This is a genomic window from Nostoc sp. DedQUE04, assembly GCF_034530995.1.
In the GTDB taxonomy this organism is placed as follows: domain Bacteria; phylum Cyanobacteriota; class Cyanobacteriia; order Cyanobacteriales; family Nostocaceae; genus Nostoc.
On the sequence record NZ_JAVRCA010000049.1, the window covers coordinates 18,503 to 39,134 of the forward strand.

A 20,632-nucleotide genomic window follows, 5' to 3' on the forward strand; every position below is an offset into this window, starting at 1 on the left:
CAATGGACAACATTAGAGATTTAGAAACCTCATACATAGCCTCTACTCCAGCTTTAAACCAAGCTGAACTAGTTGGTAAAGTCAAAACCTATAAAGCGATCGCTAACACACTGATTGACTCTATCCAAGAAGCAAACGAAATTTTGCTCAATGCCGCTGCTGGCTCTAATGAGCCGGACAAAATACTTGCAGCATCCAAAGTATTAGTAGAAAGCCTAGCTCAGGTGGCCAAAACATGAGCCGTTCGCCCCAGTACTACGCCTACATTAATTCAGATTAATGGCGACAAAAGTGTAAGAAAGTGCCACGCATTGACAAAACACCATTGCGTTGTATTCCCGTGGGCGAAGAGTCAGAATGTCCATCATCTGACTTACCGCAACTTCCAAAAAGAAATACCATTGCGTGACACAGTTCCACTTTCTAAGTTTGCTCACTGGATTGTTCATTGGTGGATATTTTGGAAAACACTGTTACGCTATGCGGTTAATTTCTTGCTGCGATTGCTTTTAATATTTTGGGCAGTTATTTGGTTTGTGCTGCCGTCGAAATCTAAACGCACAAGGCGTAAGAAATATGCGTGAAAAGTTGCTTGGCTTGATTTCCGTCTCGCTTGGAGCATTGGGATTAACCGTAACTGGAATAGGCGCTGGGGTTCTAATACTAGGGTTATCTGCCAAAGTAGTCACCAGGCTTGCTAACACCTTAAAACCTCATGAATTAACCATTGAAAAAATGGTGTTTTATGGAGGTAATGCTGGAATTATTGGTTTATCCACAATTAGCGTAGCAGTAATTTCTCAAGCAGTGTCAGACAAGCTAAGAGAAGTAAAAGTAGAGCAAATGATTGCTGAACTAGAAACAAAGCATCATTGCAATGGGTGTAAGTATTACTCTGCTAACACTTATTTATCTTGTGCGGTTAATCCCGATTTACCTAAAAACTGCTCGAACTTTACCTGTAACTAGCGTTGCACTATTTGTCAGCAAAGCAACACCGCGCTATTTGTCTGCATGTCATGCAAAATAATTTTTTCGTTAAACCAGTTGCACTACACCGTCAGTAAAAAGTGCATTCAGCAGCGCAGCACAACTTTTGTTGCATTAAGTGTTGATTAAATCGCTTGTGATTGACTACAGCCCTCACAGCACAACAAGTTGCACTAAATGTCACCTGCAACTGAATTTTCAAAAAAGGAGGAAGTAATGCCACAAATAAAGGAAAGAACAAGAATAACTTATGAAGCCTGCTTGGGGAAGTCAGTTCGCGCTTACCAGTGGCAAGAGCTAAAAAATCAGTTAGGGAATGCTCGACTGCCTCTCACTTTTGAGAATTTGCGGTTTATAGCCAAGTGCAAGAAGGTTGCTCCCAGGAAAGCGATCGCATCTCATGTATTGAATTTAGTGGTGGAGTCTGCCACCGATCTAAATGGCGAAGTCAAAGGTGCGGTGTTGAAAGATTATCTCTACAAAAAGTGTCCATCTCTATCCAAGCATAAGTTTTATCGGGCGTTTAGAAGTACAGGAATAAGCTACAGAAACGATGGAACTTATTCTGTGTCCGAACTTGGAGAAGTTTTGTATAAGTTATTTGCGTAACGACAATGAACCAAAACCAAATTAAAGTAATTCAGTCTCGCTTAAAAAGTAGAAACAAAAAATTCACTCTCGAACAGATTAGAACATACGTCCTGACTAATTACCACGACGAGGAGCTTACAGAAGATCAGATATTAGCAATTGTTGACAAGCTATCAGGATCTGACGCTCGCGGACTCGCTAACACTGCGCTATCCAAAATAGTTCCGGCAGATACGAGCAATGATTTGAGCCAAGTCGAAAGACAAGGAATGATTGAGCAAGTTGCTTCCACTTTGGAAATCGATTTGTCAGTCGAACAGGTAAAGCGAATCAGCAGCGATATGGATTGGGCACTGAGCGATCGCGCTGCCCTCAAAAAGCAAATCTGTACCGCTATTATTGCCTGGGCGGATCATAAGTTCAATGAAGATGCTACCTCTACAGACGAAATGATGGAAGAAGTAGAAGCTCATTTCCTTTCGCGGCTCAAGGAAAATAATCAGCATTTCAACCGTAAAGTGAATGAATTTTCTGGAGAAGTAAGTAAAGCCATAAATAAGTTTCGCACCACAGAAGCAGAAGTTCTCGACCTCTTCAAAATTTCTCGTTGACCAAATAGCTGATTATCGACAACAGCATAAATTCAATCTGCTGTTGTTACTATTTTTGGTTCCAGTTTTATTGTTCGCGACTCAATTTATCTTCTATGAAGCACATCAAAACCCGTATCAAGACCAACAGCAGGGCAGGTAAAGCGGCAGAAAGGGTGGCTGGTGTAACTGTCGAGGAACTAAAAAAAGCGCTGACAGGAGATCAAGCGACCCTGAAAAAGCTCGGAAGTATGTACCAAGAGGGCAAAATGGCGGCGGCCTTGATGCCCTCTATCATCGAAACGGTTAAGACAAAAATTGGCAACGAACGGGAGTGGAATAAATTTTTAGGCGAATTTGTAACCGATGGCAGTAAAGCTGAAGTTGATATTCAAAAAGCCAAGCGAGACGCTAGCTTGTCCAATATCAAATACCTAAATGGGATGTCTGAGTTGTCCGAGCAATTCAAAGCAGCTTTGGAAATGGAGCAAGGACGGCACGGCTGGGCGATTGATTACAACAGAGCCAAGTTGCTTGCCGACATGATAATCCAAGATGTCGAAGGACAAGTTCGACTCGCAGAGCAGCGATCACGAATCTACTTGAAGCAGATAAAAGAAGATGAAGTTTACGAACTCAAAGTAGCCCAACACCTTCTAGAGAATGGCGATCGCGCCGATTTATCTTTGATTCACAAACGTGATTACTCTGCTATTGCAAAAAGTCCAGTTGGGATTTTTCAAAGGTTGCGAAATGCGCTTGGAATCTAGAAACAAAGACCCACCAAACTTTTAACATTATGTGAGTATTGCAACTATGTTGATTGATACTGATGAACTCACGCCTTATCAGCAGCAAGACTCCGAGCCAAGCTCAATTGCGCGGGAATATCAAGATTATCTAGATCGCTTAGAAAAAGATTATTTATCAGCTTGCGCGACGTTTGCTTTAATCCGTAATTTTCTACTGACGTTGACAGCAAACTCTGCTAATATTTCACTTTGTTTTCTTGCTATAGATTTTGGCTTGGGGGCAATGAGTGCTGGGCTACTGGGCTTTAGCATTGGCTCAATTCCTGCCATGATCGATATTGGGGAAGCAGGGATTGATTTAGCCAGCAATTACAAAATTCGAGATATTTCACGGGTAGTTTTTGGCTGTAGCAAACTCGTAGCTTCTGCTGGTATTTCGTGGAACTCTACCAAGGAATACAGGCAACTTATGGATAATGCAAAAGAATCAATTCAAGCTTTTGAAGTAGAAGTTAAAAAATACGAAGTTAAAGTCCAGCCGACAGATGGGATATCTCTGACTTTCCAGTTTCAAGTTGTTATAGGCACTTCAATATTTTTAGCCGCCTTGCCATTCTTCCTCAAGTTTTTCAGGAGGTAAGGAGTGGATTGGTTAAAGTTGTTCAAACAACAAAATCAATTCAGCATTGGGCTGGCGATCGCTTTGTCTGTCACAGGCTTAGGATTGTCAGTCTATTCTTTGTCGGGTACTAAATATGAAGTAATCGAATTCTGTTTCAAGCCCAAGCAGATTAAACCGAAGCGGGTTTTGCCCAAACAACTTAACAATGGCGTCGCTAAGTACTGCACCCAGGATAAACAATACATAATCCCAGAAGGATATTGGAAGCAAGAGGATTATATACCAGCTAACCCCCGCTTTCAACCAGAAGGAACATTTATCTTATCGGAAAAAGCCACGCGGCTGCGGACAATCCCAGCTACCAATCCCGATGCTGAAAAATGGGCTTTGGGTAGTTTAATATTCCTGTCTAGCGGTACGTTACTCACATCAAAGCGATTGCAACGCTACAAAAGGGAATTTGTCGCTTATTTTGAAGAGTTGAAAACCGATTTAAGCCAAGAAATCCAACTTAACGAGCAAAAGCGTGAAATTACTACACATAAAATTGCTGTTGAAACTGAGTACATAAAGGATCGGGTTATTCGCAATGACCAAATCACTCGCATCAAGGATAAAAGTGAAGGTGAGCGGGAATTTGACCGAGAACAAGCCGAAAAACAAAATCAATTAGCTGAGTATCAACGTCTGCTACAGTTAGCACGGTTAAAGATGGAGATAGCGAAATCAGAGGCAGAAGAAGCCAAGCATAAAAGTGAAGCTAGCAGGCATTTATCGGCTGTTGCTACTCCAGCACTAGAACTGACGGACGAAATAGATTATGAAGCGTTGTGTCCCGGCAAGGTAGGGGAGCTTGAATTCTACGATTGGCGGGATTTGGTTGATGATGCTGTCGGAATTATTGTTGCTGGTAATTCTGGTAGTGGTAAAACATCCGTGGCGGTTTGGGTGGCAGGATGGCTTACCAAGGATGAACCTGCACAAGTTTTAGCTCTTGACCCTCATGCGAATGTTAATGTGCTTTGGCAAGAGCTAGGAATTCATGCGATCGCTGATTTCCCGCTAATTGAACAGCAATTAATTCTACTAATTGAGCTACTTGATTCGCGGCGAGAGCTTAATAAACAGCAGCTAGATTTAGAACCGACAATTATTGTCTTTGGTGATGAGATTAACGCTTGCTTAGATAGCTTCTCAAACAAAGAAATTATTGAACTAGCACTGAGACGATTAGGTTCAGAAGGCAGAAAATATAAAATAATTTTCATTGCCTTAAATCAATCTTCCAATGCTGATGACTTGAAAATATCAGCACAGATGAGAAACAACTATCTCCTCATCGCCCTCAATGCCACGGCAAGGCAATTGGCTAAACAATGGAAAAAAGATGATCCCAGGAAGAAACACATTGATGAATTAGCCTACAGCTGCGTTGTTAGCGGCGCTGTTCCCGAATCTTTGGCCATACATCCCACCCACCACACTTACAAGCAATTCAAGAAGAAGGGCAATAGACCCAAGGGGCTGCGACCAATCAACCAACTTCCTCTCACCATCCCCTTAGCGTCTCCAGAAGATATTCAAACCGATTGGCATGAAGACTTAATTGCCTGGGCAGACGGACTAGGGCAAGTGCCAACACCAGACCTAATTAAAGAAAAATGGCAAGAAATGATGGGACACGCACCAAGCAGCAAACAAGTGGAACTGCTGCACGAGTACCTACTAAACCGCAATTAGATTACTCAGTACGCTATGGCAACAATTACAGTAGAGAGTGTGCGATCGCCCGTTCAGAACTAGAAAAGTATGGCTCTTTGTGTTGCTGTTGCTTAAAGCGCAAATTTGACGAGCTGCACCACACTAGCTACGGCAGCAATCACCTGGGAAAAAATTGGTTTCCAACATGCGAAAGATGTCACACCGAGATTTGTCACAATTCAGGTAACTGGATCGTTGATAATAAAAATCCAGTCTGGGGCAATCGGAATACTGAAAAATTTACTCTTCGCTTGCGTTTAGGGTATCAACTGTTGTATTCAACAAACTCTTGAAACGGAGCGCGTAGCAAGACGGGGCAGGCGTCACTGATGAGATGATAGAAGTAGAAGGGTGATCGAGCGATCGCCTGCGGCAACCCCAAAAGCGATACCTACGGTGGGCTACGCCTACGCCCTCCATACTCCTCTTTGACTTACTGCAAAAATTCGCTTCCTGAAAAATTTTTCACGATCAAAACCAGGGCAGATTTAGGGCAAGATTTATTTTAAACTCCTAAAACTCATGTTATAAAAGCATCTCAAAAATATAGAGTATCGCCATTGGGTCGAGATTGAAAAGCGCGTTTGCCCAATTCAATTGCTGCTAAGATACTTGTCGCCTTCGCCGGGCCAACACCAGAAATTTGCATCAACTCAGCAGGGCTAACTTCTCGCAGAACTACCAAAGGATCGCGTTGATGTTTGCCTAATTCGCTCAAGATATATTGTCCCAAACCCACAGCAGATAGTTTTCCTGGCCCTTGACCAGTGCCTAGAAGAATTGCAATTAACTCCGCTGTGGCTAAAATTTTTGCACCATGCGTCATTAATCGCTCACGCGGACGCTCATTTGTAGGTAGGTCAGCAATTCTGAGGCAATAGGTCATATTAAACTAAGAAAATAGCACCACACATAGAACTATCCTTAGTTATCCCTCGTTTGCTCTCAAAATCATCTTTATTTGAGAAAATCTTTAATTTTAGGAAATTTTCTCTATATATCTTGCTCTCATTAGAATCATGAACCCTATTCTCCTTAGCCACTGGCTGCCAATCTGCGATCGCGCTGGGCTTGCCTACATTCCAGCAATCTTTGGCCCAGAGGTGAGAATCGATGAAATTTTCCGTTTCTTAGAAGGGCTGGGAGATACTCCAACACTCGATCGTGCATACGCTTGGTTGCGTCAATACTATCAGCCACGGTCTACTATGTGGCGTTGGGACTGTTGTAGTACTGAAATGCTGAAGGCGACGATGGCTGAAAGTTATCCAACGGCTCTGCCGCTCTTAGAGTTTGATTTGGATGAACCTCGCTTTATGTCTGTATTAGAAGAGTTGGAGCGATCGCTACGCGGGGTTACACCTACGCAACAGCCTACTGTCTCTGTTTTGGTTAGACCTTGGGTTAATGCCAAAGTGGAGGCAAGTTATCCTGTGGAGTTTAGGGCTTTTACTTTTCCTTCAGGTATTGCTGTATCAAGCTATTATACTCGTCGTCCCTTACCGGCTAGTTATGAAGAAACTGCCATTCAAGTTCGTAACTTGACTGAAAAGCTAGCGGCTTATACTCCGTTGCCGAGTTTCTCTGCTGACTTCTTACTTACCGAAGATGGGAACTTGTTGTTTTTAGAGGGTGGTTTGGGCTTTACTCGTGAAGGGTTAGTAAATAGCTGTTGTTTTAGTGGTGAACCGAAACCGGGGGCGATCGCTTTATCCTACCAGAGATAAAAATAGCACGAACAGTAACTTCTAAGTATGACAACAGGTTCACTTTTAAAGGGAACACTAAAAATAAGATGATTTAGGCGATCGCTATGTTCGATGATTTATTCAACAATCTCAAAGGTTTTATTGACTCTAAAATTCAAGAAGTCGGTAACGATCTGCAAAAACGCTTCGGCGTTCCCGAACCTGCAGAGCCATTTATGCTGATTCGTCGATTCACACCTGCCGATTCTACGGTGACAAAGGGATGTATTGCAATTGTCGGAGAAAGCTGGCAAATTGAAGCTTATGACGATAATAATCAGAGCTTTTTTACGAATAGTACCGATCCTTTGCGAAATGTCATCTTGTTTGAAATTGCAGAACCCGATGTTCAAGAGTGTGTTTTTGCTTGTCAATTTAACGCGAAAGCGCTAGACACAGAAAAAGCAATTAAAGTTAGTTTAGGTTTTCGGAGAACGGGACAGTGGGGCGGAATGACAACAACTTCATGGTTTACAGAAGTTTCACCAACAGAAAATTTTAAACCTTACGAAGCGCGTGCCCATTTTAAAAAAGAAACAGATGCTGCCAAAGTTCAAATCAGTGTGCAATTTGAGAGTAGTGGCATTCTTCAGATTAAAGATATTGAATTACTGCAAGCGCCTGTAAAGTAACAATCGTGAGCTTGGGTAGGGGCTGGGATGGGGTGCAATGATTGTGGAAATCATAACTAATTATCCAGACATGATATGAGCGGATGAACAAGAACGCCCAAATATGACAAAAGGCTACTATTTCAAAGGGAATACTAAAAATAATATAATTTAGGGCGATGCCTACGGCAGTAAACTACGCTATGTTTGACGAGCTATTCAACAATCTGACAAATTTTATTCTCTCTAAAGCTAAGGAAACCCTTAAGGAGCTAGAAAAACCACTCGCTATTCCCGAACCCGCAGAGCCATTTGTGCTGATTCGTCAATTCACACTTGCCGATTCTATAGTCACAAAGGGAGGCATTGGAATTGTCGGAGAAAGTTGGCAAATTGAAGCTTATGACGATAATAGTCAGCGCTTTCTAACTAATAGTACAGATCCTTTGCGAAAAGTCATCTTGTTTGAAATTGCAGAACCCGATGTTCAAGAGTGTGTTCTTGCTTGTCACTTTAATGCGAAAGCGCTAAACACAGAAAATTCAATTGCAGTGAGTTTGGGTGTAGGTAGACCACGAGAATCGGGCGGACTGAGAACAACTTCATGGGGTAGAGGAGTTTCACTAACGGAAAATTTTCAGCCTTACAAAGTGCGTGCCTATTTTAAAAAAGAAGCGAATGCTGCCACAGTTCAAATCGGTGTGCAATTTGAGAGTAGTGGTATTCTTCAAATTAAAGATATTGAATTGCTGCAAGCCCCCGTCAAGTCGGAATCATGAGTAAGCAAAGTGCGTAGTTTACCGCCGTAGGCATCGTATAATTCAGCAGCCTAACACTACACGCGATCGCAAACTATTTAAACCCCTTCATTTTTGCTAATTACTGATGAATTTGCGTTGCTTTCAACATATGGTAGGTAATGATCAACTGAGTCAAAGCCAGGGGGTAACTTTGCAGTGTTTCTCCAGTTGTACCAGCAATTTTACCCAGTTCTGGATTACTTTCGCGATCGCAAATACTTCGTAAATGGGGCATATCAGAACAAATAACATGCTCTAGCTTATTCACCTGGTCTAAGGTTGCATGACCATCAACTTCTAAGACATCCACAGGCTTACTCATATCCCTGTCTAATCCCAAGCGGATTGCTGAGTCAGAATTACCATAGCCAGGGTTGATAATCTGGGTAAAATCTGGGTGGGGAATTGTCGGACGTAGTACCAAACGCACATTTAAATGTCCATTGGTTTCATCATCTTCCCCGGTAGGTGGATAGAAACTAATGACTATATCAGACCATTGCCGCTGCGGACGAATAAATTGTGCTGAGTCTGGTTCGCGCTTTTCTAATTCTGCCAGCACCTGTTCATCTGTGTAGCCGCGCTTTTGGGTATCCCGCTTGACTTTCCATTTTGTGCGTAGTTCTTCAGGGGGTGCAAGATAAACTTTCACGTCGTAGGAGTCACGGGCGGCACGAGTAGAATAACCGAGTAATCCCTCAATGATTACGAATTTATTCGGCTTAATATACTGCGGTGGCTCGAATGTGCCGGTTTTATGGCTGTAAACTGGTTTGAGAATTGGTTGTCCTGTGCGTAGCAGCGACAAATGTTGCTGCATAATATCTAAATGGTTGCAGTCCGGGTGGAGAGCAGTGATGCCAATATCTGCACGTTGTTGGCGATCGTAACGGTGATAATCATCTGTACAAATGAGCGTGACATTTTCCGGGCCGAGTACCTGAGCGATTCCTCGCGTTAGTGTTGTTTTACCAGCCGCGCTGTCGCCGACAATACCAAGAATTATTGGACGGCTCATCATAACCTCCCACAATAAAAACAACTATAGTAATAAAATTACCTACAATAGTTTTTATTCTAGAAGGGTTTAAGCAAGTAACTCAAACAAACACTTGGTATGCAATATCTCTACACATATAGCAATCCTATTTGAGTTGTGAAAAATATAGATTAGAAAACGAACCGCCTTCTCTACAAGAGGCTGAGGCCAACGTGTAGCGTCTCGTTAGAGAAGGACGCCAAGGACGCAAAGGAAAGAAAGAGAGATATAATTTTCAAAGGATGATTTAGGACTGCTATAGAAAGTTTATGCGATCGCTTTTTGCATAATAATTACAATCTAAATGATTGTTAGACTTATCTGTACGCATAAAAACTAGACATTTTCTGTTGAACCTACTCTCAGCCGCAGATATTCAATTTTGATACAAGCATCCATAACCACATTGAGTCCTGCATCTATAGCTTTTTGTGCTGATGGTTGATGCCAGATACCCAGTTTGTGTCCACACAGTTTTAGCAGTGATGGAAATTGCTTCATCTACAATTTCTGGCAAGTACTCACAACGACGAAATACGTTAACAATATCCACGGGTTCGGGTAATTCCTGGAGTGCAGCATAACTGGGTTGACCGTCAATTTCTTTAATTCGCGGGTTGACGGCATAAACTGTATAGCCTTTTTGTCGCAAAAATTGCGCGATTTGATAGCTAGTGCGTTGGGCGAAGCCCTTGCCGTAGGCATCGCGTTTATCAGAGTGACCCACAACAGCGATGATTTTGGCTTGGGTCAACACCTCACGCAGAGCGTTATCATCTTCTTTAAGGTTTGGCATGATTTAAAATATCTTGAGCGTAGGCGCAGCCCGTCGTAGACATCGCTTTGTTTATCATACTGAGTTGTATTTAAATATAATTTTGACTTTTAAAAAATCATTTACGAATATCAAAGACTCGTCCACGAGTAAAAAAGACTCATTCACGAGTATCAAAGACTCATCCACGAGTATCAAAGACTCATCCACGAGTAAAAAAGACTCGTCCACGAGTATCAAAGACTCATCCACGAGTATCAAAGACTCGTCCACGAGTATCAAAGACTCATCCACGAGTGAAAAAGACTCGTCCACGAGTAAAAAAGACTCATCCACGAGTATCAAAGACTCGTCCACGAGTATCAAAGACTCATCCACGAGTATCAAAGACTCATATCATGTCCGCCAAATTACCCATAATAAAAGAACCCCACCCCCAACCCCTCCCGAAAAGCGGGGAGGGGAGACAAAGCACAGCTTTGGCGGGGTGGGGTTCTTCGGGTTTAATAAGCAATCAAGCGGACATGAAATCATCCCCTATTCTCCATGCCCAATGCCCCATGCCCAATGCCCCATGCCCCATGCCCAATACCCATGACAACTAAAACATTAGGACTCGAACAAAACCTCCACGACTATTTACTGTCAGTCTCTCTTCGAGAACCGGAAATTTTAACCCAACTGAGACAGGAAACAGCCCAATATCCCATAGGTAGAATGCAAATTGCTCCCGAACAAGGGCAGTTTTTGGCATTACTGGTGCAATTGTTGGGAGCAAAGAAAACCTTGGATATTGGGGTATTTACAGGTTATAGTTCCCTGGTGGTGGCATTGGCGTTACCGACGGACGGTAAAGTGGTAGCCTGTGATATCAGTGAAGAATTTACAACGATCGCTAGACGTTATTGGCAACAAGCTGGAGTGGCGGATAAAATTCAACTGCATATTGCCCCAGCTTTGCAGACTTTGGATCGGTTACTGGCAACAGGAGAAGCAGAAACTTTTGATTTTGCCTTCATCGATGCAGATAAGAGCAACTATGATGGCTATTATGAGCGATCGCTGCAATTAGTGCGTCCGGGGGGATTGATTGCGATCGATAATGTTCTCTGGTCAGGCAAGGTTGCCGATCCCCAAGTGCAAGATAATAGAACTAAAAGAATTCGTGCTTTTAATCAAAAACTGCATCAAGACCAGCGAGTTAGTCTTAGTGTAGTAGCGATCGCAGATGGCTTAACTCTGGCATTGAAAAAGTAATACCAATTAAAAAAACAATGCGACAAATAGACCATTTGTAGAGACGCGATTCATCGCGTCTTCTTGTAGAGACGCGATGAATCGCGTCTTCACCCAAGAATGTGTTGCAATCATTAATTGAATTGGTATACATTTAACGAAAATAGCTCTTATTGCTCTAACATTTGGAAAAATCGGGTAAAGTAATCTGGAAAAGTCTTCGCTGTGCAACCAGGATCTTTAATTACAATCCCTGGAACCTTCAAGCCAGTGACAGCAAAAGCCATCGCCATTCGATGATCGTGATAAGTTTCAATCGCTGCTGGGGTAATGGGGCCAGGCTCAATTTTCAGTCTATCTGCAAATTCTTCAACTTCAACTCCTAGCCGCCGTAACTCTGTCACCACAGCTTTAATTCGGTCAGTTTCTTTATATCGAATATGTTCCACGTTCCGAATGGTAATCGGTGAACTAGCAAAGGGTGCGATCGCTCCTAATGTTTGCACTAGATCCGATATATCATTCATATCAATATCGATGCCTTGCAATTGCTTCGGCCCCGTCACTTCGGTGTAATCATCCGCATCCTTAATTTGGCAACCCATTTGTTCTAAAACATTCAGCCAGAGAATATCACCTTGACAAGATTGTTTGGTCAAATGTTTTACCCGCACCCGTCCACCCGTGACGGCGGCGGCGGCAAAAAAGTAAGAAGCATTTGATGCATCGGGTTCTACAGTGTAATGTCGAGCTTGGTAACGTTGACCTGCTTTAATCTGAAATTGATTATCGCCGATTTGGATCGCTTCCACGCCAAAGTCTGCCATCAGACGACAGGTCATTTTGACGTAAGACTGAGAAACCAGCGTACCTTCAACCTCAACAATTGTGTCTTGTTGAGCATAAGGCGCAATCATCAGTAATGCCGAAAGTTGCTGACTTGTTTGGTTCGCTTTCAAGCGAAAATTTCCGCCAGCAAATCCCTGACTATAGACGGTGTAAGGCATAAACCCGGAGTTTCCTTCAAAGTTAATGGTTGCTCCACCCGTTTGTAGTACCGTCAACAAGTCGCCCATCGGTCGTTCTCGCATCCGGGGAACGCCATCTAGGCGATATTCACCATTCCCCAGTGCTACCAGCGCCGAAATAAACCGTGCTGCTGTACCTGCCAAACCCACAAATAAATCTGCTTGTTTAGCTGGAATTTCGCCTCCCCTTCCCGCCACTTGAATTTGTGCCAGTTGAGGATTCAAAGTAATAGGAATGCCCAATTGCTCTACGCATTTAGCAAAATACTCGCTGTCTTCACTAAATAAAGCATTTTCTAAAATGGAGTCACCTTGCGCTAATGCCGCGACAAGCAACGCTCGATTGGTAAGACTTTTAGAACCAGGAATTTCTACCGTGGCATCCACTGGCCGATTCAGAGCAGGAATTGCAATGGTATCCACTTTAAACCTCTACGTAGGCGGTTAGGTACAACTTTCTTTATATATTCCCACATCTTGAGCAAAAGGGGCAGGGGGAGTAGGGAGTGTGAGTTACAAGTAAATAGTGAGGAATAAGATTTTAAAACTTATAATTTATAACTCGCCTATAACTCAGCACTGGCTCAACGCCAGCTATCCGCTAACAGGACTCTAGAAAGATGCAATTTATCGATCAAGCAAAAATTGAAGTTGAAGCTGGTAAGGGCGGCGATGGTATTGTCGCTTTCCGGCGAGAGAAATACGTGCCGACTGGCGGCCCCTCTGGTGGTAATGGGGGACGAGGTGGTTCGGTATTTTTCGTTGCCGAAGAAAACCTACAAACCTTGCTGGACTTCAGATATAACCATCGCTTTCAGGCAGAAAAGGGTACTCGTGGCGGGCCAAATAACTGCACTGGGGCAGCAGGAAAGGATTTAATTATCGAAGTTCCCTGCGGTACAACCATTTATGATGCTGAAACTGGCGAACTGCTAGGGGATTTAATTGAACCTAAGCAGACTTTGCTGATTGCCCAAGGTGGTAAAGGCGGACTGGGAAATCAGCATTTCTTGAGCAACCGTAACCGCGCCCCAGAATATGCCCTCCCAGGATTGCCAGGAGAAATAAAGCAGTTGCGCCTAGAGTTAAAACTTTTGGCAGAAGTGGGGATTATTGGCTTACCAAATGCTGGTAAATCCACTTTAATTTCATCTTTATCAGCAGCACGTCCGAAAATCGCAGACTACCCCTTCACTACCCTGATTCCAAATTTGGGTGTAGTGCAAAAACCTACAGGCGATGGTACTGTTTTCGCCGACATTCCCGGACTAATTGAGGGCGCGTCTCAAGGTGCAGGACTGGGACACGATTTCTTGCGCCATATTGAGCGCACGCGAGTGTTACTTCACTTAATTGATGCTACTAGTGATGATGTGATTAGAGACTACAACACAATTAAGGAAGAATTACAAGCTTATGGACGGGGTTTAGCAGAACGCCCACAAATTTTGGCGCTGAATAAAATTGATGCAGTCGATCGCGAAACTGTCAATTTGGAGGCGTTGGCCACCCAACTTAATCATCTTTCCTATGCGCCGGTTTTTGTGATTTCTGCGGTTACTCGCACCGGGTTAGAGCCGATGTTACAAGAAATCTGGGGAATTCTCGATCAAATGAAGGTTCCTGAAGAAGTGGAAGCATTTAGATAATTTGTAATTCGTAATTCGTAATTCGTAATTAACCTGACGTGAGTTCGATGAACCTCTCCCGGACAACCTCCCTCTCCCACGGGGAAAGGGAGGAGCAACGAGAAATTAGGGTTTTGGCTCCCCTCTGGGTGTCCAAGAGGGGTTGGGGGAGAGGTCAAAAAAGGGCTTGTCGAACTTACGTTAACCTGAGTTCGGGATAAGCAAAAGGACAGGTAGTAAGCTGAAAATAGCGTTAAATCCAGCAACCTGTCCTATGTTTAGTTTAGATGTTTTGTTTTGCCACGTAGTCAACAATGGCGTGGCTTTTGTGAGTAGCACAATTGATACAAAACCTTAAAATGCTTGCGGTATCGTCAAATTCGTAGATTAGACTAGAACCACAGGGTAACAATCAAAGGAAGATTATGATGAGCGATCGCGACTATACCTTAATCATTGATAAAAGCGGTAGTATGTCTACACCCGACCAAGTGGGTGGTAGAAGTAGATGGGAAATCGCTCAAGAGTCTACTCTTGCTTTGGCCAGAAAGGCCGAACAGTTTGACCCCGATGGCATCACCGTTTACGTGTTTTCTGGTAGATTTAAACGCTACGATGATGTCACCTCAGCCAAAGTCGCCCAGATATTTCTCGAAAATGACCCTGCTGGCACAACAAATTTAGCTGGTGTACTCCAGGATGCCCTCAATAACTACTTTCAACGCAAAGCAGCTGGTAAAACCAAGCCAAACGGAGAGACAATTTTAGTGATCACCGATGGCGAACCAGACGATCGCAAAGCTGTGTTTGAAGTCATTATTCATGCTACTCGCCAAATGGAACGTGATGAAGAATTAGCAATTTCGATTATTCAAGTAGGTTCAGATGCCCAAGCAACTAAATTCCTCAAAGCCTTGGATGACCAGTTACAAAGTGTTGGCGCTAAATTTGATATTTGCGATACCGTCACTTTAGACGACTTAGAAGAAATGAGTCTTGTAGATGTATTGACGAACGCCATAACTGACTAATGTATCCAGTAACTATTAATTTTTAATTGGAGAATTGAATAATGCTAGAAAATCGTGATTATACCTTGATCATTGACAAAAGCGGTAGTATGGCAACCCAAGATCAAAAGGGTGGTAGAACTAGATGGGTTGCAGCTCAAGAATCAACTTTAGCTTTAGCTAGTAAATGTGAGCAATTTGACCCAGATGGAATTACTATCTATGTATTTTCTGGCAAATTCAAGCGATACGAAAATGTCACATCCAGCAAGGTATCACAAATTTTTCGAGAGAACGATCCCTCTGGTACAACTGACTTAGCAAGTGTGTTAAAACATGCAACGGATGATTACCTTCAACGCAAAGCAGCCGGTCAAACCAAGCCAAATGGTGAAACAATTTTAGTAGTTACTGATGGTGAACCAGACGATCGCAAAGCAGTCATGAGGGTGATTATTGAAGCTTCTCGTCGCATCGATCGAGATGAAGAATTAGCTATTTCTTTTATTCAAGTTGGCACAGATCAACAAGCTACCCGCTTTCTCAAAGTCTTAGATGATGAACTCCAAAGTGCTGGTGCTAAGTTTGATATCTGTGACACGATTACTATGGAAGATATGGAAGATTTGAGTCTATCGGAAGTGCTACTCAATGCTATTAATGACTAACTATACTATTTATTAGGAATTGCAAAAATGGATTCCCTTGATAAGCTGTTAGCTCAACTCGAAACTGAATACAAAGAAGTACAACCACAACCGCAATCAAAATCAGCCATAGCCAAATCGTTTATTCCACCATTGCCAAAGTCGGCATCTTTCGTGGATAAGCTTTTGGCAGAAGTTCAGGCTGATTTTGCCCAAGAGGATGCTGCTATTGAATTAAAAAGGCAGCAAGAACTAGAACAAGAAAAGGTTCGACAAGAACAACTCAAAGCCAAACAACTAGAGGCTTTGAAAGTGCAAGCAAAAGAATGGTTAGCCAAAGTAGATCCACTTTCGTCTGAAGGACTTTGGTTTGAAAGGTTTGCTGAAAGTTATCCTTCAAAATTAGAGGCAGCGATTGAATATTTAAAAAGCAGTGAATAAACTTAAAATTCAAAATTTAAGACACCATAGATAAATCTGCTCACTCGAATTGAAAATTAGCAATTATTATTTAAGTTAAGTAAGCGCAAATAATTCTACCAATTTAAAAAACGAATGCGACAAATAGACCATTTGTAGAGACGCGATGAATCGCGTCTTTACCCAAGGATATGTTGCAATCATTAATTGAATTGGTATTAGTAGATGTGTCGAGTGTGTTGGCGCATTAGCGTAACGCACCGAAAACCTCAAATGGTGAGTTACGAAAGCCATAACCCACCCTACATATTCAAGTTAAATTAGCAATTATTATTTATTGACTATAATCAACATTAATGGTGATTTGTTCGAGCTAAATGTTGCACAGCCCATTCATGCATAGCATAGAGAATTGGTTGCAAAGTTTCTCCTAAAGGTGTCAGTGAATATTCTACCTTGGGTGGAATTTCGGGATAAACTTCTCGATGAATAATTCCATCTTCCTCCATTTCTCTGAGTTGCTGGGTTAGCATCTTTTGCGTAACTCCAGGTAAAGCTCGTTGCAACTCACCAAAGCGTTTGACACCAGTCATTAATTCTCTAATAATTAAAACTTTCCAGCGTCCGCCAATCACTTTTAGGGTAGTTTCTACTTCACAAGTCAGCCTGAAATGGTTTTCTGCTTCAGCTTTCATAGTTTTGTTGTAGGAATCACCAGAAGGAAGGTTTGCTGGATATACCGCTAGTTATCTGATTATTACTTGTTTTAGGTCTTTCATAACTAGTGTAGCAGCTGCGGGAATATGACAATACAGTAGATACTTGCTATCTTCCGCAATCAACTGAAAGCGGATGTTTGATGATTACTGTAACAGTAATCATCAAAGTGCGTAGTTTACCGCCGTAGGCATCGCTTGTTTTGTAATTAGATAACTAGCTATCCAATCAAGTAGAGTCTTCCAGACAAGGTAATCTCTCCACGCTTTTTGAGTTAAGGGTAGTTCATGATTAGATACTCAAAATATCTATAATTACGTAGCTACTAACTCAGAATCGATTTCCGACGGCGCACTATCTTGGACTAGCGATCGCGTTTCGCCGTTACGCTGAAGGATACCGCCAACCATTGCCAACAAGGCGTTTACCTTGCGAGTTCGCCACATATCTACGAGGTTTTGCACTTCAGTTGCAGACATCCGGCGCATCATCGCTTCGTAAAGATAAGCAGCATGTCCAGTTTCGTCTTGGGCAATACTTAGCATTCCTAACTTCAAATTACGAGCGGTTGGCTCGTTATCAGGTAAGACTTTCGCCATTCGCGCAAAGTCTTTACTAGCATCTAACTCAAGAATGTATGTGCTAGCCATAAACACATCCCAGTCAATAACAGCCGGTTTTAGCTGTTCTTGGGTGTAGCCTTCAAAGAATGCTGCGAAAAAGGGACTACGCTGTTGTGATTTTTTTGTGGATGGAGTTTGGGGTTGACTCTTGAAATCTATAACTTGTTTATTCAACTGTTGTAAGGCGTGGGCAAAAATTTTACCATGCCTAGTTTCATCTGATGCATGTTTTGCTAGTTTTTCGGCTAGCCATGTATCGCCTTCAGCTGCGGCGCGATCGCTAAGTGCGGATAAAAATGGCACAGAGCCAGATTCGGCCAACTGAAACCCGGCAAGGATGTTGGGACGGGTTTTAGAATCACGAATTTGAGCAGCAGAGTAATAGGCAAAAACACTTGAACCAGCTAGATGCAGAAGGTTAGTCAAGAAGTTCATCAGAAATTCCCGCCGACAATTGGAAGGTTACAATTCTTATACTAATCCGCATTTTCTATTCCGTTGCCGCCAGAGGGTCTTATCATTTTGAATTTTGAATTGCCTGTGGGAGTATCTCAACAGTTAACAAATATATCTTTTCATTTTGCTAGTATCATCCCACAGAGATAATTTGGTAACTTTGGATGGAGAAATTAACTAAAGCAGTGCGATTTTGGCTTTGCGCAACTATCATAATTTTGGGTTTGTTCGGCTGCGATCGCTTTATCGGTACTTCTGGAGAACCAGTTGAACGAGTCAGTGATGGTGATACTTTAGTAGTGAAAGATACCGATGGCAAAAATCTTACCGTGCGCTTTGCTTGTGTAGATGCGCCAGAAATAGCTCATACAAACAAAGAAAAGCAGAGTAAACGTACTAGCGATCGCAATCAATTTACTTGGGGTGTAAAAGCCCAAGAACGGGTGCAACAACTGGTGCAACAAGGAGGCGATCGCGTAACTTTGAATATCACCGATAGCGATCGCTATGGACGCAAAATTGCCGAAGTCCGTTTAAAAAATGGCACTTTTGTACAACAGGTATTGTTGCAAGAAGGTCTAGCAAAAGTGTATCGCCCTTATTTAAACAAGTGTCCTAGTAAAGATTTAGTTCAACAAGCCGAAGCTAAGGCTAAGGAGCAACGGCTCGGCATTTGGAGCGATACTAAATTTATAAATCCTTGGGAATATCGCAGCTTATATAAAAAGTAAAAACTCTAGCTGTTTCTAATTCAATACACTAAATTTTTTGGCATTGCACATTTGCGGTATTATCTTAGCAACTTCCAAAATCCTCCCTGCTCCTCCTGCCTTCTGCCCCCTGCCCCCTGCCTCCTCTACTCCTCTCCCCAAGTTTGCAGTTGCAAATAAACTAGTACCAGCGTCACTGCTAATAATACAGTCGCTCCTGCTGCTGCATAACCAAAATCAAATTGACCAAAAGCCTCTTGGTAAATGTAGTAAACCAGCAGATTAGTTGAATTTAGTGGCCCACCGCCAGTCATCACAAAAACTTGCTCAAAACTCCGCAATGTAAAAATTGCGGTAGTAATGACTGCAAATATCACAGTCGGGCGCAATCCGGGCAGAGTAATATACCAAAATTGTTGCCAAGCATTTGCTCCATCTAAGTCTGCTGCTTCATAACGACTGGGAGGAATTGCTTGCAACCCTGCTAAAAAAACTACCATATTGAAACCCAGTTGTTTCCAAATACTCATTAAAATAATTACTGGCATTGCCCAAAATGTGTCTCCTAGCCAGGATATTTCTGAAATGCCAAAAAAATCTAAAAGTCCGTTAACTGGGCCTGATGTCTGAAACAGCCAGCGAAACCCCAAACCTGCTGCCACAAGTGAGATAATTGAAGGCAGAAAATAGGCACTCCGCAGGATGCCCCGCAAGGGAATGGAACGGTTTAATAGTACTGCTAATCCCAAGGAGATAACTAAACTGGGAATGATGGTGGCGATCGTAAAATAAAAAGTGTTACCCACCACTTGCAAGAAGTCGGGGTCGAGCAGCAAGCGCCAATAGTTTTTCAAGCCTATCCAATAAATACCTTTTAAAGTGAAACTACCAGCAGTGAAACTGAGGTAGAACAAATAGGCAATCGGCCAAATGATAAAAACACCCAGCAAAATTAATGCTGGTGCGAGAAAAATCCACGCGGCTACTGTATCATTATCCAACCACGACTTAGTATATATTTTTGGCATCTATAATTAACCTTTCTAGCTGTTATGACTTTCCGCCCTGATTCTACCCTGAGCTTAATTTCTCCCAACATTAGCGATCGCTTGGGGTTTGCTCTTGGTTCATAATGATCTCTACTTGGAGTCTTTACTTAAACATCGCTATTTTTCTGCAAACTCAAACCAATCCCAAATGCAATTTTAACGCCGCATCAATTAGTACCATCATCTCTTCGTTTAAACTACCTAATACTTCACCAGTAATTCGTTGCTTAGAAATTGTTCGCACTTGCTGCGCCTGTACTTTAGAAGACTTTGTTAAACCACTAACCTCTGGATTAAGCAGAACTTCAAAGGGATAAACACGGCTCACATTAGAAGTAAGCGGTAAAATTGTTACAGTGGTAGCAGCACTATTACTTATATTAGTACTGACAATTAGCACTGGACGACGTTTACCCATTTCTGAACCCATCACCGGACTAAGATTTGCGTAATAAATATCACCACGTTTCATCTGTTAAACCATCTGCCACTGTCACATCCCAATCGTTATCAACTTCAGCAGATGCTTCTCGGTAAGCTGCCTCTAATTCTCGGTTTCGCAGCAATTCTAATGCTTCTTCAATTACTTGAGAACGAGATTTACAGCCTTTATTGAGCTTGTAATTTTCGACAAACTCTACTAAAGACGGTGGTAAGGAAATAGAGAGTTTTTCTACATTCATCTTCCTACCAATTAGTAGCAAAAATAATTCCTACTAATATACTAGCTTAATCTCAAGTCAGTAAATCGATGCTGCTACTTACTGCATCATTATCCAACCACGACTTAGTATATATTTTTGGCATCTATAAATTAACCCTCCTAGCT

Annotated in this window: 26 protein-coding genes and 1 pseudogene; 17 read left to right on the forward strand and 10 right to left on the reverse strand. The window is 42.4% G+C overall.

Annotated elements, in window-relative coordinates; translation table 11 throughout:
* Positions 1–2 precede the first annotated feature (2 nt).
* Complete coding sequence (locus RM049_RS27050) at positions 3–239, forward strand: hypothetical protein (protein ID WP_322706369.1); 237 nt, start codon at positions 3–5, stop codon at positions 237–239.
* A 27-nt stretch (positions 240–266) separates the two neighbouring features.
* Here the strand turns inward: RM049_RS27050 and RM049_RS27055 are convergent, their stop codons facing one another.
* Positions 267–449 carry a hypothetical protein gene (locus RM049_RS27055; RefSeq protein WP_322706370.1) on the reverse strand — a complete coding sequence of 61 codons (183 nt, stop codon included), beginning with the start codon at positions 447–449 and terminating at the stop codon, positions 267–269.
* A 127-nt stretch (positions 450–576) separates the two neighbouring features.
* Between RM049_RS27055 and RM049_RS27060 the strand changes: the two genes are divergently transcribed.
* The 7 genes from RM049_RS27060 (at position 577) to RM049_RS27090 (ending at position 5,599) form a co-directional block, all read left to right on the forward strand.
* On the forward strand, positions 577–969 hold the full coding sequence (locus RM049_RS27060) for a hypothetical protein (protein ID WP_322706371.1): 393 nt from the start codon (positions 577–579) through the stop codon (positions 967–969).
* A 237-nt stretch (positions 970–1,206) separates the two neighbouring features.
* The gene (locus RM049_RS27065) at positions 1,207–1,599 is read left to right on the forward strand and encodes a hypothetical protein (RefSeq protein ID WP_322706372.1); all 393 of its coding nucleotides are present in this window, start codon (positions 1,207–1,209) and stop codon (positions 1,597–1,599) included.
* A gap of 5 nt (positions 1,600–1,604) precedes the next feature.
* Complete coding sequence (locus tag RM049_RS27070; protein ID WP_322706373.1) at positions 1,605–2,192, forward strand: hypothetical protein; 588 nt, start codon at positions 1,605–1,607, stop codon at positions 2,190–2,192.
* A 95-nt stretch (positions 2,193–2,287) separates the two neighbouring features.
* The gene (locus RM049_RS27075) at positions 2,288–2,941 is read left to right on the forward strand and encodes a hypothetical protein (RefSeq protein WP_322706374.1); all 654 of its coding nucleotides are present in this window, start codon (positions 2,288–2,290) and stop codon (positions 2,939–2,941) included.
* Positions 2,942–2,987: 46 nt separating this feature from the next.
* Entirely contained in the window at positions 2,988–3,563 is a 576-nt protein-coding gene (locus RM049_RS27080; RefSeq protein WP_322706375.1) for a hypothetical protein, read from the forward strand.
* A 3-nt stretch (positions 3,564–3,566) separates the two neighbouring features.
* Positions 3,567–5,285, forward strand: a complete 1,719-nt coding sequence (locus RM049_RS27085; RefSeq protein ID WP_322706376.1) for a hypothetical protein — start codon at positions 3,567–3,569, stop codon at positions 5,283–5,285.
* Positions 5,207–5,599, forward strand: coding sequence for a hypothetical protein (locus tag RM049_RS27090; protein WP_322706377.1), 393 nt, complete (start codon positions 5,207–5,209; stop codon positions 5,597–5,599). The genes RM049_RS27085 and RM049_RS27090 overlap by 79 nt, the downstream gene beginning before the upstream one ends.
* A 254-nt stretch (positions 5,600–5,853) precedes the next feature.
* Here the strand turns inward: RM049_RS27090 and RM049_RS27095 are convergent.
* Positions 5,854–6,192: pseudogene (locus RM049_RS27095) on the reverse strand (UPF0758 domain-containing protein); the annotation flags it as partial.
* Between the two features lie 133 nt (positions 6,193–6,325).
* Here RM049_RS27095 and RM049_RS27100 point away from each other — a divergent pair.
* From RM049_RS27100 to RM049_RS27110, 3 genes are all read left to right on the forward strand, one after another.
* Positions 6,326–7,033 (forward strand): hypothetical protein, encoded by a 708-nt coding sequence (locus RM049_RS27100; protein WP_322706378.1) that lies wholly within the window; start codon positions 6,326–6,328, stop codon positions 7,031–7,033.
* Between the two features lie 86 nt (positions 7,034–7,119).
* Positions 7,120–7,686, forward strand: a complete 567-nt coding sequence (locus RM049_RS27105) for a hypothetical protein (RefSeq protein WP_322690912.1) — start codon at positions 7,120–7,122, stop codon at positions 7,684–7,686.
* A gap of 158 nt (positions 7,687–7,844) precedes the next feature.
* Positions 7,845–8,444 carry a hypothetical protein gene (locus RM049_RS27110; RefSeq protein WP_322706379.1) on the forward strand — a complete coding sequence of 200 codons (600 nt, stop codon included), beginning with the start codon at positions 7,845–7,847 and terminating at the stop codon, positions 8,442–8,444.
* 100 nt (positions 8,445–8,544) lie between these two features.
* Here the strand turns inward: RM049_RS27110 and RM049_RS27115 are convergent, their stop codons facing one another.
* Together RM049_RS27115 and RM049_RS27120 are read right to left on the reverse strand one after the other, a co-directional pair.
* Positions 8,545–9,483 carry a phosphoribulokinase gene (locus tag RM049_RS27115; protein WP_322686628.1) on the reverse strand — a complete coding sequence of 313 codons (939 nt, stop codon included), beginning with the start codon at positions 9,481–9,483 and terminating at the stop codon, positions 8,545–8,547.
* A 397-nt stretch (positions 9,484–9,880) separates the two neighbouring features.
* Complete coding sequence (locus RM049_RS27120) at positions 9,881–10,300, reverse strand: CoA-binding protein (RefSeq protein ID WP_322706380.1); 420 nt, start codon at positions 10,298–10,300, stop codon at positions 9,881–9,883.
* Between the two features lie 573 nt (positions 10,301–10,873).
* Here RM049_RS27120 and RM049_RS27125 point away from each other — a divergent pair.
* Positions 10,874–11,536 (forward strand): class I SAM-dependent methyltransferase, encoded by a 663-nt coding sequence (locus RM049_RS27125; RefSeq protein ID WP_322706398.1) that lies wholly within the window; start codon positions 10,874–10,876, stop codon positions 11,534–11,536.
* 149 nt (positions 11,537–11,685) lie between these two features.
* On the opposite strand, the gene aroA is transcribed toward RM049_RS27125, so the two are convergent.
* On the reverse strand, positions 11,686–12,966 hold the full coding sequence (gene aroA / locus RM049_RS27130) for a 3-phosphoshikimate 1-carboxyvinyltransferase (RefSeq protein WP_322706381.1): 1,281 nt from the start codon (positions 12,964–12,966) through the stop codon (positions 11,686–11,688).
* Positions 12,967–13,163: 197 nt separating this feature from the next.
* Between aroA and obgE the strand changes: the two genes are divergently transcribed.
* The 4 genes from obgE (at position 13,164) to RM049_RS27150 (ending at position 16,269) form a co-directional block, all read left to right on the forward strand.
* Entirely contained in the window at positions 13,164–14,192 is a 1,029-nt protein-coding gene (gene obgE / locus RM049_RS27135; RefSeq protein WP_322706382.1) for a GTPase ObgE, read from the forward strand.
* 404 nt (positions 14,193–14,596) lie between these two features.
* The gene (locus RM049_RS27140) at positions 14,597–15,202 is read left to right on the forward strand and encodes a VWA domain-containing protein (RefSeq protein WP_322688481.1); all 606 of its coding nucleotides are present in this window, start codon (positions 14,597–14,599) and stop codon (positions 15,200–15,202) included.
* A gap of 41 nt (positions 15,203–15,243) precedes the next feature.
* Positions 15,244–15,849, forward strand: a complete 606-nt coding sequence (locus tag RM049_RS27145) for a vWA domain-containing protein (protein ID WP_292869171.1) — start codon at positions 15,244–15,246, stop codon at positions 15,847–15,849.
* 27 nt (positions 15,850–15,876) lie between these two features.
* Entirely contained in the window at positions 15,877–16,269 is a 393-nt protein-coding gene (locus RM049_RS27150) for a salt stress protein, Slr1339 family (protein ID WP_322706383.1), read from the forward strand.
* A gap of 332 nt (positions 16,270–16,601) precedes the next feature.
* Here the strand turns inward: RM049_RS27150 and RM049_RS27155 are convergent, their stop codons facing one another.
* Together RM049_RS27155 and RM049_RS27160 are read right to left on the reverse strand one after the other, a co-directional pair.
* Positions 16,602–16,943: a helix-turn-helix domain-containing protein gene (locus RM049_RS27155; protein WP_322706384.1), complete on the reverse strand. Its 342-nt coding sequence runs from the start codon at positions 16,941–16,943 to the stop codon at positions 16,602–16,604.
* A 336-nt stretch (positions 16,944–17,279) separates the two neighbouring features.
* Complete coding sequence (locus tag RM049_RS27160; protein ID WP_322706385.1) at positions 17,280–18,023, reverse strand: ferritin-like domain-containing protein; 744 nt, start codon at positions 18,021–18,023, stop codon at positions 17,280–17,282.
* A gap of 185 nt (positions 18,024–18,208) precedes the next feature.
* Between RM049_RS27160 and RM049_RS27165 the strand changes: the two genes are divergently transcribed.
* Positions 18,209–18,775: a thermonuclease family protein gene (locus tag RM049_RS27165; RefSeq protein WP_322706386.1), complete on the forward strand. Its 567-nt coding sequence runs from the start codon at positions 18,209–18,211 to the stop codon at positions 18,773–18,775.
* Positions 18,776–18,900: 125 nt separating this feature from the next.
* Here RM049_RS27165 and RM049_RS27170 read toward each other — a convergent pair whose 3' ends face one another.
* The 3 genes from RM049_RS27170 to RM049_RS27180 all read right to left on the reverse strand — a co-directional run bounded on the left by RM049_RS27170 (position 18,901) and on the right by RM049_RS27180 (position 20,486).
* Entirely contained in the window at positions 18,901–19,782 is an 882-nt protein-coding gene (locus RM049_RS27170; RefSeq protein WP_322673150.1) for a sugar ABC transporter permease, read from the reverse strand.
* 154 nt (positions 19,783–19,936) lie between these two features.
* Positions 19,937–20,275 (reverse strand): type II toxin-antitoxin system PemK/MazF family toxin, encoded by a 339-nt coding sequence (locus RM049_RS27175; protein ID WP_322706387.1) that lies wholly within the window; start codon positions 20,273–20,275, stop codon positions 19,937–19,939.
* Complete coding sequence (locus RM049_RS27180) at positions 20,262–20,486, reverse strand: ribbon-helix-helix domain-containing protein (protein ID WP_322686507.1); 225 nt, start codon at positions 20,484–20,486, stop codon at positions 20,262–20,264. The genes RM049_RS27175 and RM049_RS27180 overlap by 14 nt, the downstream gene beginning before the upstream one ends.
* Between the last annotated feature and the right edge of the window lie 146 nt (positions 20,487–20,632).